Here is a 15,535-nt window from a genome sequence, read left to right as displayed (position 1 = left end):
TCAGGCCGGGGGCTCCAGGCCGTGCTCTTCCAGGAACTCGATCCGGTTGCCGACGGGGTCCTCGGAGTAGAAGCGGCGGTACCCCGGCAGGTCGTCGTCCCAGACGACCTCGGCGCCCCGTTCCTCCAGTCGGGCGGCGTACGCCTCGATCCCGGTCACCCGCAGCCCCGGGTGTGCCTTGCGGGCGGGCCGGAAGTCCTCCTCGACGCCCAGGTGCAGCTGCACCGGCCCGGCGGCGAACCAGCAGCCGCCGCGGGCGGCGAGGAGGGGCGGTTTGGGGACCTCGCTCATGCCGAGGACGTGCGTGTAGTACGCGCGGAGCCGGTCCTCCGAGCCGGGCGGCGCGGCGAGTTGGACGTGGTCGACTGCGGTCAGCACGGTCAGAGCTCCTTGCGGGCGACGGCGAAGATGCGGCGGAACGGGAAGACCGTGCCGCGCGGACCGGGCGGGTAGGCCTCGCGCAGCAGGTCGCGGTACTCGGCGAGGAAGGCGTCCACGGCGTCCCGGTCGCCCCCGAGGGCGGTCAGGACGGGCCGCAGGGCGGTTCCCTTGACCCAGTCGAGCACCGGGTCGGGGCCGGACAGCAGCTGGTGGTACGTCGTCTCCCAGGTGTCGACGGCGCAGCCCAGCTCGGTGAACCGGGCCAGGTACTCGGCGGGTTCGAGGAGGTGGATGTAGCGGGCGCCGTGGCCGGCGAGCCGGCCCCGCCAGCGCGGGCTGTCGCACAGCTCGGCCAGGAGGGCGTGGCTGGGGGCGGTGAAGTTGCCGGGGATCTGGAAGGCGAAGGTGCCGCCGGGGCGCAGTCCGTTGATCCAGGCGGCGAAGGAGCCGGGGTGACTCGGCACCCACTGCAGGGCCGCGTTGGAGACGATCAGGTCGTAGGGCTCCTCGGGGTGCCAGCTCGCGAGGTCGCCGTGGCGGAAGTCGAGGCTGCCGCCGCCGGTGGTCCTGCCCGCGTACTCGTCGGTGGCGCGCCGGAGCATTTCGGGGGAGAGGTCGAAGCCGGTGATGTGGGCCTCGGGCCAGCGTTCGGCGAGCAGCGCGGTGACGTTGCCGGGGCCGCAGCCGAGGTCGGCGATCCGGGCGGGGCGGGTGGGGAGTTCGGGTATGCGGTTCAGGAGGTCGAGGAAGGGCCGGGTTCGGTGTCCGGCGTGCCGGAGGTACTGCTGGGGGTCCCAGGTGGGCGCGGCGTGGGTGGTGGCGGTGGGGATCCTTGCCGACGCGGTATCGGAATGCATGTTCGAGCCTCCCTACTGGCGGGGCGGGCGGAAGCGGAAGCTGTTCCGGCCCCCTCCATGCCCATCGTCACCCAAAATATATCTTGATGTCAAGATTCCCGATCTCAAGATATCCATGGCCGAGATCCTCGATTTGAAGAGACTTCACGTCGACAGACCCCTTACACTGATCGGCATGGAGGACGAGGTCGACCGATTGGTCGCGGCATGGCGGCGCGAGCGCCCTGACCTCGACGTGGAACCGCTCGAAGTGCTGAGCCGCGTCAGCAGGCTCGCCCGTCACCTCGACCGTGCACGCAGGCTGGCCTTCTCCGAGCACGGCCTGGAACCTTGGGAGTTCGACGTCCTGACGTCGCTGCGCCGCGCCGGCGCGCCCTACCAGCTCTCTCCCGGCCAATTGCTGACGCAGACGCTGGTCACCTCCGGCACCATGACCAACCGCATCGACCGGCTCGCCAAGAAGGGCCTCGTCGAGCGGCTGCCCGACCCCAACGACCGGCGGGGGGTGCTGGTCCGCCTCACGCCGGAGGGCCGCGACCGCGCCGACCAGGCCCTGGCCGGCCTGCTGGCCCAGGAGCGGGCGATCCTCGCCCAGCTCTCCCAGGCCCAGCGCGGCGACCTCGCGGCGCTGCTACGCCAGTTGACCGCTCCGTTCGACAACATCCCCGGCTAGGTCGGCCGGCCGCACCCCCGCCCGCCGGGCCAGCGCCACCGCCGCGAGCGTGGAGTGCACCCCGAGCTTGCCCAGCACGTTCTGCATGTGCGTGCGGACGGTGTGCGGGGACAGGAACAGCCGCGCCGCCACGTCCTTGCGGCCCAGCCCCGCCACCATGCAGCGCAGCACCTCGTGCTCCCGCGGCGTGAGGGACTCGACGAGCCGCTCGCTGTCCGTACGGTGCTTGCGCGCAGCGGTCAGTTCGCGGAGCACTCCGGTGAGCAGCGCGGGCGGGAGGTGGGTCTCCTCGCGCAGGACCCCGCGGATGACGGCCAGCAGCCGCGAGAGCGAGCAGTCCTTCGCCACCCAGCCGGAAGCCCCTGCCTGCAGGGCGTGTGCGGCCCGGCGGGGGTCGTCGCGCTCGGCGAGCACGACGGTGCGGACCCCCGGGTGGGACACCCGGACCCCGGCGACCAGCGCGATCCCGTCGGCGCCGGGCGGTGGCCCGGAGCCCTGCTCGCGCTGGGCGGGCACGGCCCCGGCGGCAGCGCCGAGATCGGCGTCCACCAGCAGGACGTCGAAGCGGCGGCCCTCGGCCACCGCCCGTTCGAGGCAGCGCAGCGCGGCGGGGCCGCTGCCGGCCGCGGACACGTCCACGTCGGGCTCGGCCGCGAGCGCGGCTGCGAGCGATTCGGCGAAGATGCGGTGATCGTCGACCACGAGAACCCGGATGCGAACCACAAAACCCCCAAGGGTCGGGGAACGGACGACTGCGGGTACGGCGCCCGGACCGGGTGATCCGCAGCTGCCGCGGCCGCCGCCGAGACATCTCTGCACTACCCCGGACCGGACGCCGTACCCGGCGTGTCTCGACCCCTGAATCAACACCGGCCCCCACCGGCGTCACGCATCAGCGTAGAACGGGTCGCTGCCCGCGGTTGGCCGAATAGCAGAAGTTTTCCGAGCGAATTTCCGGCTGGGCAGTGCCGAACGCGGTATGAGGTGGCCTGAATTCGCCGGTGGGGAAGGCCTGGAAGGCGGTTTCCGGCGCGCCCGTGCCACGGGCAGTTGCACGGAGGGCATTTCACCCGGCGCGTGCACGCCGGGCGCCCGCGCACCGCGCCCGCCCACGGCGCCGGCCCGCTCGCACGCGCTCCCTGCGCACGCCTCCGCACGCACCGCGCCCCCGCACCGTCGGGTGCGGGGGGCGCGGTGAACGGGCGCGGCCGGGAGTCAGGAACGGTGCTTGCGCGTGAAGTTCCAGGCGTCCGTGATGATGCCGGTGAGGTCCGAGCGGGCCGGGGTCCAGCCGAGCTTCTCGTGGGCGGCGCGCGCGGAGGCGACGAGCACCGCCGGGTCGCCGGCCCGGCGCGGGGCGACGACCTCGGGGATCTCCGCGCCCGTGACCTTGCGGACCGTCTCGACGACCTCGCGGACCGAGAAGCCGTTGCCGTTGCCGAGGTTGCAGATCAGGTGCTCGCCCTCGGTGGCGGCCTCCAGGGCTGCCAGGTGGGCCTCCGCCAGGTCGGCGACGTGGATGTAGTCGCGCACGCAGGTGCCGTCCGGGGTCGGGTAGTCCTCGCCGAACACCGAGATCGACTCCCGCTCGCCCAGCGCGACCTGGAGCACCAGCGGGATCAGGTGGGTCTCGGGGTCGTGCCGCTCGCCGAACTCGCCGTACGCGCCGGCCACGTTGAAGTAGCGCAGCGAGACCGCCGCGACGCCGTGCGCCGCGCACTCCCCCGCGATCATGTGGTCGACGGCCAGCTTCGAGGCGCCGTACGGGTTGGTGGGCTTGGTGACCGACTCCTCGGTGAGCAGGCCCTCGGTGGGCTCGCCGTAGGTGGCGGCGGTGGAGGAGAACACCAGCTTGCGCACCCCGGCCCCGCGCATCGCGGCGAGCAGGGCGAGCGTGCCGCCGACGTTGTTCTCCCAGTACTTGCCCGGGTTGACGACGGACTCGCCGACCTGCGAGGACGCCGCGAAGTGCAGCACCGCGTCGTAGGAGGGGTCCAGGTACCTTGCGGCGTCCTGGATCCGGCCCTCGATGAAGGCGGCGCCCGCCGGGACGCCCTCGCGGAAGCCGGTGGAGAGGTCGTCGAGGACCGTGACCTCGTGCCCGGCCTCCAGAAGGTGCGCCGCGACGACGCTGCCGACGTATCCGGCGCCGCCGGTGACCATGAACTTAGATGACGCCGTCTTGCTCACTCGCCTACTGCCTCTCGCAGGGGACTGCACGCCGGGTGCGTGCACATGCCGGTCACTGGCTTACCGGATTACGCGCCTCCGGGGAAATCGGCGGCCACCGGCACCGGCCCCGCCCGGTCCAGCAGACCGGTCCGGGCGGCCAGCGCGGCCGCCTCCAGCCGGGAGCCCACGCCCAGTTTCATCAGCACCCGCTGGACGTGCGTACGGGCGGTGCTCGGTGCGATCTCCATGCCCGCGGCGATGAGCCGGGTGTCCTCGCCCTCGGCGACCCGGACCAGTACCTCCACCTCGCGCGGGGTCAGCAGCCGCAGCAGCCGGCTGCCCTCGTCGTCGGGCTGGGCGGCGGGGTTGAGGAGCTCCGCGAAGGCCCCCTGGAGCAGCTGCGGGGAGATCGCGACCTCCCCGGCGCGCGCCTTGGCCAGTGCCCGCTCCACGCCTTCGATCCGCTCGTCGTGGCGTACGTACCCCGAGGCGCCGGCGGCGAAGGCGGCCGCGATCCCGCGCGGGCTCGGCACCGGGCCGAGGACGACGACGGCGATCTGCGGCCGCTCCCGCTTGATGCGCACGACCGGCTCGAAGACCCCGGGCTCGGCGGGCGTGGCGGTGCCCAGCAGGCAGACCTCCGGCGCCCGGCTGATGACCAGTTCGGCGGCGCCCGCGGCCGGCGCGGCCGCGGCCAGCACCCGGTGCCCGCGCAGCTTGAGGGCCGAGGCCAGCGCCTCGGCCAACAGCCGGTGCTCGTCGAGCACCATGACCCGTACGCCCATCGCGCACCCACCCCCGACCCTTCTGCCCCGGCAAGCTACACGCTTGTTCGACGGTGCGCGGCGGTTACCGCGCAGAAGCCCCCGGAAGGCGGACCTTCCGGGGGCTCGAGCCGTCTGCGGGGACCGGCCGGGATCGGCCGGGGATCAGCTGGCGCTGAAGGAGACGAACAGGTACTCGGGGTCGCCCTTGTCCGAGTAAGGCTTCCTGGCCGTGGTCCGGGAGATGAAGAGCTTGCCGTTGTGGTAGCGGTATTCGGAGAAGTCGGGCGAGAAGCCGGTCTCGGCGGTCCGGCTGGCCTTCTCGGCCGGGTTCTCCATGAGGACGGTCTCCTTCATCGTCGCGCCGTCGATGCTGACGATCTGGCCGCCCTTGTCGTACGGGGGCTCCTTGTAGGCGATGATGTGCGACCCGTCCATGCGGAGCGGGAACATGGTGTACCGCTCGCCCGCGTCGGCGCGGTCGGTGGTCTGCTTGCCGGTCTCCAGGTCGAAGGAGAGCAGCTCGTTGGTGCGGCCGGCTTCCGCCTGGCCCTGGTGCTCGATCGAGGGCAGGTAGAGCTTGCCGTTGCCGACCACGAAGCCGTTGCACTTCTCGACCTCGGTGCCGCCGCACTTGCCGCCGAAGTTGCCGGAGGCGAGCGAGATGCGCGCCTTCAGCTCGCCCTTGGGGTCGACGACGAAGAGGTCGCTGACGCCGGAGGCGTTCTTGGCGGTCTTGCCGACGTCGGCGGCGACGATGAGGGGCTTCGTGGAGACGATGGACGCCCACTCGATGCCCGGGGAGAGCTTGTACGAGGCCGTCTGGGCGCCGGTGGCCGGATCCAGGGTCTGGGCGTACAGGGTCTGGTTGTCACCGCGGCCGCACTTGCGGATCACGCCGAGGGCCTCGCCGCCGGCGTAGCCGCTGTCGTAGCAGCCCTCGCCGTCGACCTTGGGCGTCCACAGGGACTTCCCGTCGGCGAGGTTCCAGGCGGCGCCGCCGCTGGTGCCGCCGGCGGCGACGGTCTGGCCGCTGAGCGTGACCTCGTAGTAGGAGGCGGGCCTGTCACCGGTGGTGGCGCCCTTGGCGTTGCCCGACCACAGGAGCTTGCCGGCGTTCAGGTCGATGACGCCGACCTCGGTGCACGCCGGGTACTTGGCCTCGGGCGTGGGCTGCGTCGGGCGGAAGAGGATCGCCGTCTTGTTGTCGCTGACGTGCTTGGTCGCGCCGCACAGCTCGCCCGGGAGGGGGATCTCCCACTTCTTGGCGCCGTCGACGGTGTTGTAGCCCACGACCTTCGACACGTCGGACTTGACGTAGGTGGTGTCGGTGAGCCAGGAGCCCGCGACGGTGACGACCTCTTCGGGAGTCGGGTTCGGCTGGTTGAACAGCGGCTTCGACTTGACGTTGGCGGGCACCTTCTCCGAACCGGGGGTGCCGGCCGCGGGCTTGCCGCTGGGGCTGCCGTCCGCGGTGGGCCGCTTGTCGTCGCCGCCGTCGCCGTCGCCGGAGACGTACCAGAAGCCGCCCGCGATGATCAGGACGATGGCCAGCAGGGCGGCGCCGACGATCATCAGCTGGGTGCGCTTGTCGTTGCCGCCGCGCGGGGCTCCCGCGGCCGGCGGCTGGGCCGCCTGCATCGGGGCCGTGGGCGCACCGAACTGCGGCGGGGCGCCGGCGCCGGGGGCCGGCTGCTGCTGCGGGTAGCCGTAGCCCTGCTGCGGATAGCCGTACGCGGGCTGCCCCTGCGGGGGCCCGGCCGGCGCGGCCGGCGCGGCCGGCACGGCCGGCACGGTCGGCGGGACGGGCGGCTGCTGCGGGGCCGTCGGCGGTACGGGCGGCACCGGCGGGGTGCCGAACCCTCCGGACGGCGTGGCCTGCGGGGCTCCGAAGCCCTGTGGCGGGGGATCCTGCGGCGCTCCGAAGCCGCCGGCGGGCGGCTGGTTGGGGGGCGGCGGGGTACTCATCGCTTGCTACTGCCTCTCGGTGGGCGGCTCGGTGGACTCGTTCACTTGCCGAAGACCATCAGGAGCTTCTCCTCCTTGCCCTTGGCGAGTAGGCGGGTTTGGGAGATGAAGAGCCGGCCGTCCACGTAGTCGACCTTCGGGAAGTAGAAGGTGCTCTCGATGGGAGCGGAGGTTCCGGACGGGTTGCGCAGCAGCGCGGTGGGCGTGCCGCCGGCGGCGGGGATCGAGACGACCTCGCCGCCCTGGTCGGAGGTGGCCTTGCGGTAGGCGAGCAGCTGGCCGTTCGCGGCGCCGATCGGGGTGAGGGTGCGGCCGTCGCCGGCGGGGGTGCGCCACTTGACCTTGCCGGTGTCCAGGTCGAAGGCGACGATCTCGTTGGCCTTGCCGGACTCGGCGACGGTCGGCATGTAGAGGGTGTTCGCGTCGACGGCGGTGGTGGAGCAGACCTCGACGGAGCGGAAGAGGCCGCCGTCGCACTCGGTGGCGAAGCTGCCCTCGCCGCTGACGGTGGCGCGCTGCTTGCCGTCGGGTCCGATGACCACGATGGCGCGTTCCTTCTTGTCCTGGTTGCCGATGTCGAGGACGACGGGGTCCAGCGAGTAGATGGCGCCGACCTTGTACTTCGCGGGCAGCTTGAACGTCCAGCTCTTCTTGCCGGTGACCGGGTCGGCGGCCGACACCTCGCCGGAGAGGTCCTCGTCGTAGCAGGTGGAGAGGGCGATCATCTTGCCGTTGTTCACGGCGTACGAGTCGGGCTTGCAGCCCTCGGCGGTGGCGCTGCCGAAGAGCTTGTCGCCGTTGCTGACCTTGAAGGCGCTGGCGGTGCCGCTGCGGCTGACGGCGACGGTGTCGCCGGTGATGCCCAGGCTGGGGCTGGTCATGATGTCGAAGAGGCCCTCCTTGGGGACCTCCTTCGTCCAGCCTTCCTTGCCCGCCTTGAGGTCGACCTGCTTCATCTGGTTGCAGGTGGCGCTGTCGCCGTCGCCGTCCTTGAACATGACGACGGTCTTGCCCTCGGCTGTGGTCTGCCGGGCGACGGAGCAGATGGGAGTGGGGAACGCGAGCGTCCACTTCTCCTTGCCGTCGGTGACCCCGTAGGCGGTGAGGTTCTTCCAGACGCTCTTGACGACGGTGTCGCCGACGATCCACTGGCCGGCGGACTCCACGCCCATGCCGGGGCCGTCGACCTTGGCGGTCTTGAGCCAGAGGGTCTTGTCCTCGCCCTGCTTGCGGCCGGCGTTGAGGTCCTCGCCCGCCGTGGAGCCGTTGCCGCTGCCGTCGCCCTTGTCCACGCCTGTGGAGGGCTTCGCGTCGGCCGGGGCGGAGCTCTGCGCGACCGGCTTCTTCGGGTCGTCGTCGCTGCCGCCCGCGAAGGCGAAGTAGCCGCCGGTGCCGAGGACGAGGACGCCGGCCACGCCTGCGGCGATGAACACGGCCGTCTTCTTCTTCGGCGGCATGCCCCCGGCCTGCTGCATCGCGGCGGTCGGCGCGCCGGGCGGCGGGAAGTAGCCCTGCTGCGGCATCGGCGGCGCGGGCTGCATCGGGTGCATCGGCTGCGTCGGAGGCTGCTGGGGCTGCTGGGCGTACGGGTTCTCGCCCTGCTGCGGGTATCCGTAACCGGGCTGCGGCGGGCCGGGCAGGTGGCCGTAACCGGAAGGCGTGGGCGGCTGGTTCGGCGGCTGGGGCGGCTCGGTCATCAGCGCATACCTTCGGCGTCGGGTGGCGTAGGGGGATCACCTTTCTATCACTGACAGCGCTCTTACATCGGGCCGGTCCAACCCCTGTTCCCAAGGGAGGACCGGCCCGTGACAACGCCGTTATCAGGTCAGTTGACGCCTTCAGGTGACGGAATCTAGGCGTCCTCGGCCAGCTCGAGCCAGCGCATCTCCAACTCGTCCCGGTCCGAGATGAGTTCGCGCAGTTCCGCGTCGAGCTTCGCGACCTTGTCGAAATCGGTGGCGTTCTCGGCGATCTGGGCGTGCAGGTTCGTCTCGCGGTCCGCCATCTTGTTGAGCTGGCGCTCGATCTTCTGGAGCTCCTTCTTCGCCGCGCGCGAGTCTCCGGAGGCCGTCGACTTGGCGGCGGCCGGGGCGGGCGCCGGGGCGGCCGCCTCGATCATCTTCTGCCGGCGCTCCAGGTACTCGTCGAGACCGCGCGGCAGCATCCGCAGGCTGGCGTCGCCCAGCAGCGCCATCACCGTGTCGGTGGTGCGCTCGATGAAGAACCGGTCGTGGGAGATCACGATCATCGAGCCCGGCCAGCCGTCGAGGAGGTCCTCGAGCTGGGTGAGGGTCTCGATGTCGAGGTCGTTGGTGGGCTCGTCGAGGAAGAGCACGTTGGGCTCGTCCATCAGCAGCCGCAGGATCTGCAGCCGGCGCCGCTCACCGCCGGAGAGGTCGCCGACGGGCGTCCACTGCTTCTCCTTGGTGAAACCGAACTGCTCGCACAGCTGACCGGCCGTCATCTCGCGGCCCTTGCCGAGGTCGACGCGGTCGCGTACGCGCTGCACCGCCTCAAGGACCCGCAGGGACGGGTCGAGTTCGCCGACCTCCTGGGAGAGGTAGGCCAGCTTGACCGTCTTGCCGACGGTGACGCTGCCGGCGGCCGGCTGGACGTCGCCCTGGGTGCGGGCCGCCTCCGCGAGCGCGCGCAACAGGGAGGTCTTGCCCGCCCCGTTGACGCCGACGAGGCCGACGCGGTCGCCGGGGCCGAGGTGCCAGGTGAGGTGCTTGAGCAGGGTCTTGGGGCCGGCCTGGACGGTGACGTTCTCCAGGTCGAAGACGGTCTTGCCGAGGCGGGCGTTGGCGAACTTCATCAGCTCGGACTTGTCGCGCGGCGGCGGCACGTCTGCGATGAGCTCGTTGGCGGCCTCGATGCGGTAGCGCGGCTTGGAGGTCCGGGCGGGGGCGCCGCGGCGCAGCCAGGCCAGCTCCTTGCGCATCAGGTTCTGCCGCTTGGACTCCTCCGTGGCGGCGATGCGGTCGCGCTCGGCGCGGGCGAAGACGTAGTCGCTGTAGCCGCCCTCGTACTCGAACACGGAGCCGCGCTGCACGTCCCACATGCGGGTGCACACCTGGTCGAGGAACCAGCGGTCGTGGGTGACGCAGACGAGCGCGGAGCGGCGCTCCTGGAGGTGCTTGGCCAGCCAGGAGATGCCCTCGACGTCGAGGTGGTTGGTGGGCTCGTCGAGGACGAGCAGGTCCTGGTCGGCGATGAGCAGCTTGGCGAGCGCGATGCGGCGGCGCTCACCGCCGGAGAGCGGGCCGATGACGGTGTCGAGGCCCTGGCCGAAGCCGGGGAGGTCGAGGCCGCCGAAGAGTCCGGTCAGCACGTCGCGGATCTTGGCGTTGCCGGCCCACTCGTGGTCGGCCATGTCCCGGATGATCTCGTGGCGGATGGTCGCCGCGGGGTCGAGGGAGTCGTGCTGGGTGAGCACGCCCATGCGCAGGCCGCCGCTCTGGGTGACCCGGCCGGTGTCGGGCTCCTCGAGCTTGGCGAGCATGCGGATGAGGGTGGTCTTGCCGTCGCCGTTGCGGCCCACGACACCGATCCGGTCCCCCTCGGACACGCCGAGGGAGATGCCGTCGAGCAGGGTACGGGTGCCGTACACCTTGCTGACTGCCTCGACATTGACCAGATTGACGGCCATCAGGAGCGCTCCAGGTGGGGGTCCCCGGACGGGTCCCGGGGGAGGGTGTGGATCAGCCCCCCAGCCTAACCCTCCGGGCCGCTCCGGAACGTTCCACCAGGAGCCAGCCGCCCAGCGCCATGGCGATCGCGGCGGGCGCGGTGACCGGAAGGGCGATCAGGGTGGCGCTGTGGCCTTCGAGGAGGCCGCCGAGCCCGGTGCTGGACAGGCCGAGGATGCCGAGCAGGCAGAGGGTGATGCCGAGGGCGGCGAGCGGCCCGCTGCCGGGCTCGGCGGCCCCTCGCACCGGGGCTTCGAACCTGCGGAACAGGGCGACCAGTACGGCCGTCAGCCCGGCGGCGGCGAGCAGCCGCAGCGGCACCTGGGCCCACCAGGCGGCGGAGGCGGGTTCGGGGAGCGCGATGCCGAGCGCGAGCTGGGCCGCGTACACGGCGAGCATGGCGGTGAGGTGCCAGAGGAAGGCGGTCATGGCGCCCCCGTTGGCGGCGACGACCCCGCGCCAGACCCGGGGCCGGGCCAGCCAGGCGCCGGCGGGGCGGGCGAGCAGCTGCACGGCGCCGACGAGCCACATCCCGTGCGCCAGCAGGGCGAGGGTGGGCGGGGCCATGTTGGAGACCTTCTCGCCCGGCATCCCGACCATGGAGAGCGGGTAGGGGCCGTACGCGACGAGCAGCACCGCGCCGGTGAGCCCGGCGGCGGCGAGCAGGCCGGGGCGGGTGATCCGCCCGTCGGCGCGCAGGAAGCCGAGCTGGTGCACGGCGAGCCAGACGAAGGCGAAGTTCAGGAACTCGACGTACGGGACGGCGAGCGCGAAGCGGAGTACGTCGACGGCGGCGGCGGCCCCCGCGAGGAGGGCGAACGCCCCCCAGCCCCACCGCTGGTGGAGCTTCAGCAGGGCCGGGGTGAAGGCGACCATGGCGAGGTAGATCCCGATGAACCACAGCGGCTGGGTGACCAGCCGCAGGGCGGCCCCGGTCAGCCGCCCGTCCCCGCCGCCGGCGAGCTGCACGGCCAGCGCCGCGGCGGTCCAGACGAGGACGAAGACGAGGGTGGGGCGCAGCAGCCGCTGGAGCCGGGCCCGCAGGAAGGCGGCGTAGAGGGGCCGCCCTTCGGCCTTCCTCGCGAGGGACCGGTACGACAGGGCGTGCGAGAACCCGCCGACGAAGAAGAACACCGGCATGATCTGCAGGCCCCAGGTGAGCACCTGGAGCGCGGGGACGAGGGCGAGCAGGTTCCCTATGCCGTCGCTGCTGACGGCGGCCATGAGCCAGTGCCCGAGGAGCACGGTCCCGAGCGAGGCGACCCGCAGCAGGTCGACGTACCGGTCGCGGTCGGCGGGGGTGGCGTCGGCCATGGCCCGTGCGGTGGCTGTCATGGAGCTACGGTCGCCCTCGCGGGCCGTCTCCCGACAGGGCGCGGGTACTCAACTGGGGTATGAGTACCCGGGCACGGGCCGTCCGGCCGGCCGCGGGGTCAGGACGGCAGGACCGTGGCTCCCGGGGCCGGGCTGGACGCCACGCGCGTGGCACGGCACGTCCCGGACGCGGACAGGGCGGCCGCCACCTTCTCGGCGGACTCCGCGTTCCGGCACAGGAACGCCGTCGTGGGCCCCGAGCCGGAGACCAGCGCGGCGAGCGCACCGCCGTCGGTGCCCGCCGCCAGCGTCGCGGCGAGCTGCGGGCGCAGCGAGAGCGCCGCGGGCTGGAGGTCGTTGGCCAGGGTCGCGGCGAGGGCGTCCGCGTCGCCGGAGGCCAGGGCCGCCAGGAGCGCCGGGGAGGCGTCGGGCTGCGGGATCTGCGTACCCTCCGCGAGGCGGTCGAACTCGCGGAACACCGCGGGAGTCGACAGCCCGCCGTCGGCCACCGCGAACACCCAGTGGAACGTGCCCGCCTCGACCGGGGTGAGCAGCTCACCGCGGCCGGTGCCGAGCGCTGCGCCGCCGACCAGGCTGAAGGGGACGTCGCTGCCGAGCTCCGCGCAGATGTCGAGGAGCTGCGCCCGCGGGGTGTTCAGACCCCACAGGGTGTCGCAGGCCAGCAGGGCCGCCGCGCCGTCCGCGCTGCCGCCCGCCATGCCGCCCGCGACCGGGATGTTCTTCGCGATGTGGAGGTGGACGGCGGGTTCGATCCCGGCCCGGGCCGCGAGGATCTCGGCGGCCCGCGCCGCCAGGTTCGTCCGGTCCAGCGGGACCTGGTCCGCGTCCGGTCCGGCGCAGGTGACCGTCAGCCCGTCGGCCGGGGTGGCCGTCACCTCGTCGTACAGCGACACGGCGAGGAAGACGTTGGCCAGGTCGTGGAAGCCGTCCGGCCGCGCCGCGCCCACCGCCAGCTGGACGTTGACCTTCGCGGGGACCCGTACGGTCACGCTCGTCGTCCCGGTCACAGCGCGGGCCTCTCCTGCGCGGGCTTGTGCTCGGCGATCGCTGCGAACTCCTCCACCGTCAGCGACTCGCCGCGCGCCTGCGGGGAGACCCCGGCGGCGACCAGCGCCGCCTCGGCGCCCGCCGCCGAGCCGGCCCAGCCGGCCAGCGCGGCGCGCAGCGTCTTGCGGCGCTGCGCGAAGGCCGCGTCCACGACGGCGAAGACCTCCGCCTTCGTGGCGGTCGTCTTGATCGGCTCGGTCCGCCGCACCAGCGACACCAGGCCCGAGTCCACGTTCGGCGCGGGCCAGAAGACCTTGCGGCCGATGGACCCGGCGCGCTTGACGTGCGCGTACCAGTTCGCCTTGACGGAGGGCACCCCGTAGACCTTGTTGCCCGGCTCGGCGGCCAGCCGGTCGGCGACCTCCGCCTGCACCATCACCAGCGTGCGCTCGATGGTCGGGAAGCGGTCCAGCATGGTCAGCAGCACCGGCACGGCCACGTTGTACGGCAGGTTCGCGACGAGCGCGGTGGGCGGCGGGCCCGGCAGCTCCTCCACGAGCATCGCGTCGGAGTGCACCAGCGCGAAGCGGTCCTTGCGCGCGGGCATCCGCGCCTCGATGGTGGCGGGCAGCGCCGCGGCCAGGATGTCGTCGATCTCGACGGCGGTGACCCGGTCGGCGGCCTCCAGCAGCGCGAGCGTCAGCGACCCCAGCCCCGGCCCGACCTCGACGACCACGTCGTCGGGCCGCACCTCGGCGGTGCGCACGATCCGGCGCACCGTGTTGGCGTCGATGACGAAGTTCTGCCCCTTCTGCTTCGTCGGCCGTACGCCGAGTACGGCGGCCAGCTCCCGGATCTCTGCCGGGCCGAGAAGGGCGTCGGGGGGCGTGCTGGTCGAAGGCTCGGGCTGCTGCTCTGCGGTGCTCACCGGTAAAGCCTACGGCCGCAGTGGGGCCAGGGGGTCGCGCCCCTTTGTACGTAGAGCTTCTTCGCCCGGTACGTCTGTTCCGCGCCCGGGGCGTCCTGGGGGCGGCCGGAGCCGCCGAGGCTCTGCCAGGTGCGGACGTCGAACTGGTACAGGCCGCCGTAGGTGCCCGAGGCGTCGGTGGCTGCGGGGCGGCCGCCGGATTCGCACTGGGCCAGGGCCCCCCAGTCGAGGCCGTCCGCCCCGGAGACCGAGGTCGGCAGCGGCTTCGTGCCGACCTTGACCAGCTGGGTGACGGGCTCGCGGACGATCTCCTCGGCGATCTTGCGGGGCTTCTGCCGGACCCCGTTGACGGTGCGCAGGGCGTAGGTGACCCGGCGCGCTCCGGGGCGGCCCGCCCGCTCGACGACCTCGGTGCCGGCGAACAGGCCGTCGTCCTCGGTCTTCTCGGTCTCGTACGGGATGCGCTCCTCGCGGACCTCGCGGATGCCGGTGATGCGCAGCACGGTGACGGTCTGCCCGTCGCGCGGGAAGGAGGCGGGCGGGACGGAGGTGGTGTCCTGGCCCTGGAGGGTGATCCCGGCCTGGCCGAGGGCCTCCTGGATGGTGGCGGCGTTGGTGCGGATGGTGCTTTCGCGGCCGTCCGCCATGAAGGTGACGCTGCGTTCGGTGCGGACGGCGAGGGTGAGGCCGGCGCGGGGCACGGGGGCGGTGCGCGCGGCGGAGAGGTACGCGCCCTCGACGCGGATGCCGAACTGGCGCAGCGCGCCCTCGACGGTGCCGGCGGTGGTCCACACCTGGCGGCTCTGTCCGTCGAGGGTCAGGCGCACGGGGCGGCCGTAGCGGACGACGATCTCGTCGCCGTCGTCGAGGGCCTCGCCGCGGGCGGGGGCGACGAGGTCGTGGGGGCCGACGCCGACCCCTTCGGCGCCGAGGAGTTCTTCGACGTCGTCGGCGAAGGTGTGCAGCGTCCTGGGCTTCCCGTCCACGGTGAGGCGTACCGACTTGTCGGCGGCGACGAAGGCCGTGGTGCCGCCGGCCAGGAAGGCGACGACGAGCGCCTGGGGGACGATCCGCCGCCAGCTGTCCCGGCCCGCGGCCGTCCCGGCGGGGGCGGTGCGGCGCCGCCGGCCGGTCCCGGCGGGGACGGCCGGGATGCCCAGGCCGGCGCCGAGGCCTTGTCGGGTGGCTGCGCCGATGCCTTGTCCGGTGGCTGCGCCCGTGCCCGCTGCGGCGGGGTCCGGGCTGCGGCGGCGCCCGGTGCCGGGTCCGGCGGGCGCGGCGAGGTCCGCGCCGGCGGCGGGCGCCGCCCGGCGCCGCCCGGTGGGGGCGGGTACGGCGGGTGCGCGGCCGGCCTCGGCGTTCCTGCGGCGCCGGGTGGCCCGCCGGTCGCCGGTGCGCGGGGCGGGTACCACGGCCGACTCCGGGTCCGGGGCGGCCTCGTCGCCGTACACCCCGGTGAAAGGACTCTCGCTCACGACGCTCGCTCCACTGGTCCGGCCCCATCGGTTCGGGCACGGCACCCTAGCGGACGCCCGTCACTCACCAAAGCCGGACGGCTACCCAGCGTGTCGAGGAGTCGGCCGGGCCGGCCGGCCGGGCTAGGGGTGTCGTGCAAAGTAGCGTCGTCCGCCCGTGAGGGCGGGGCCGGCGGGGTCTGGTGCGTGTGATCGCAAGGCGGAGGTGGGGGTCCCCCCGCCGAAGGCAGGGGGAGGAGGCGACGCTCGCGTCGTCGACCGACGACAACGCCGCGAGCGGGCGTGCCGGACCCCGCCGGCCTGGGG

The 15,535-nt window shown here is 73.1% G+C and carries 13 protein-coding genes; 1 reads left to right on the top strand and 12 read right to left on the bottom strand.

The features are described 5' to 3' along the window. Together AB5J51_RS23785 and AB5J51_RS23780 are read right to left on the bottom strand one after the other, a co-directional pair. Positions 1–378 (bottom strand): VOC family protein, encoded by a 378-nt coding sequence (locus AB5J51_RS23785; RefSeq protein WP_136225551.1) that lies wholly within the window; start codon positions 376–378, stop codon positions 1–3. A 2-nt stretch (positions 379–380) separates the two neighbouring features. Then, a complete protein-coding gene (locus tag AB5J51_RS23780; protein ID WP_053791035.1) occupies positions 381–1,238 on the bottom strand; it encodes a trans-aconitate 2-methyltransferase in 858 nt (285 codons plus the stop codon). A 175-nt stretch (positions 1,239–1,413) separates the two neighbouring features. On the opposite strand from AB5J51_RS23780, the gene AB5J51_RS23775 reads away from it, so the two are divergent. Beyond that, on the top strand, positions 1,414–1,911 hold the full coding sequence (locus tag AB5J51_RS23775) for a MarR family winged helix-turn-helix transcriptional regulator (protein ID WP_030297045.1): 498 nt from the start codon (positions 1,414–1,416) through the stop codon (positions 1,909–1,911). Here AB5J51_RS23775 and AB5J51_RS23770 read toward each other — a convergent pair. From AB5J51_RS23770 to AB5J51_RS23725, 10 genes are all read right to left on the bottom strand, one after another. Further along, entirely contained in the window at positions 1,870–2,634 is a 765-nt protein-coding gene (locus AB5J51_RS23770; protein WP_053791034.1) for a response regulator transcription factor, read from the bottom strand. The two genes, AB5J51_RS23775 and AB5J51_RS23770, sit on opposite strands and share 42 nt — an antisense overlap. 492 nt (positions 2,635–3,126) lie before the next feature. After that, positions 3,127–4,074 carry a UDP-glucose 4-epimerase GalE gene (gene galE / locus AB5J51_RS23765; protein WP_030297049.1) on the bottom strand — a complete coding sequence of 316 codons (948 nt, stop codon included), beginning with the start codon at positions 4,072–4,074 and terminating at the stop codon, positions 3,127–3,129. Between the two features lie 95 nt (positions 4,075–4,169). Next, the gene (locus tag AB5J51_RS23760; protein ID WP_053791033.1) at positions 4,170–4,868 is read right to left on the bottom strand and encodes a response regulator transcription factor; all 699 of its coding nucleotides are present in this window, start codon (positions 4,866–4,868) and stop codon (positions 4,170–4,172) included. 144 nt (positions 4,869–5,012) lie between these two features. Beyond that, positions 5,013–6,815, bottom strand: a complete 1,803-nt coding sequence (locus tag AB5J51_RS23755; RefSeq protein WP_369778599.1) for a PQQ-binding-like beta-propeller repeat protein — start codon at positions 6,813–6,815, stop codon at positions 5,013–5,015. 41 nt (positions 6,816–6,856) lie between these two features. Continuing rightward, positions 6,857–8,512 (bottom strand): PQQ-binding-like beta-propeller repeat protein, encoded by a 1,656-nt coding sequence (locus AB5J51_RS23750; protein ID WP_369778598.1) that lies wholly within the window; start codon positions 8,510–8,512, stop codon positions 6,857–6,859. Positions 8,513–8,667: 155 nt separating this feature from the next. After that, complete coding sequence (locus AB5J51_RS23745; protein WP_053791030.1) at positions 8,668–10,464, bottom strand: ABC-F family ATP-binding cassette domain-containing protein; 1,797 nt, start codon at positions 10,462–10,464, stop codon at positions 8,668–8,670. Between the two features lie 52 nt (positions 10,465–10,516). Further along, the gene (locus AB5J51_RS23740) at positions 10,517–11,839 is read right to left on the bottom strand and encodes an acyltransferase (RefSeq protein ID WP_369778597.1); all 1,323 of its coding nucleotides are present in this window, start codon (positions 11,837–11,839) and stop codon (positions 10,517–10,519) included. Positions 11,840–11,937: 98 nt separating this feature from the next. Then, positions 11,938–12,846: a 4-(cytidine 5'-diphospho)-2-C-methyl-D-erythritol kinase gene (locus AB5J51_RS23735; RefSeq protein WP_053791028.1), complete on the bottom strand. Its 909-nt coding sequence runs from the start codon at positions 12,844–12,846 to the stop codon at positions 11,938–11,940. Beyond that, on the bottom strand, positions 12,843–13,754 hold the full coding sequence (gene rsmA / locus AB5J51_RS23730) for a 16S rRNA (adenine(1518)-N(6)/adenine(1519)-N(6))-dimethyltransferase RsmA (RefSeq protein WP_053791027.1): 912 nt from the start codon (positions 13,752–13,754) through the stop codon (positions 12,843–12,845). The genes AB5J51_RS23735 and rsmA overlap by 4 nt, the downstream gene beginning before the upstream one ends. Continuing rightward, complete coding sequence (locus AB5J51_RS23725; protein ID WP_369780299.1) at positions 13,751–14,950, bottom strand: ubiquitin-like domain-containing protein; 1,200 nt, start codon at positions 14,948–14,950, stop codon at positions 13,751–13,753. The genes rsmA and AB5J51_RS23725 overlap by 4 nt, the downstream gene beginning before the upstream one ends. Positions 14,951–15,535 lie beyond the last annotated feature (585 nt).

Source organism: Streptomyces sp. R33 (assembly GCF_041200175.1).
In the GTDB taxonomy this organism is placed as follows: domain Bacteria; phylum Actinomycetota; class Actinomycetes; order Streptomycetales; family Streptomycetaceae; genus Streptomyces; species Streptomyces katrae_B.
The sequence above is the reverse complement of the archived record's forward strand: the minus strand, read 5'-3'. Positions and strand labels throughout refer to the sequence as shown.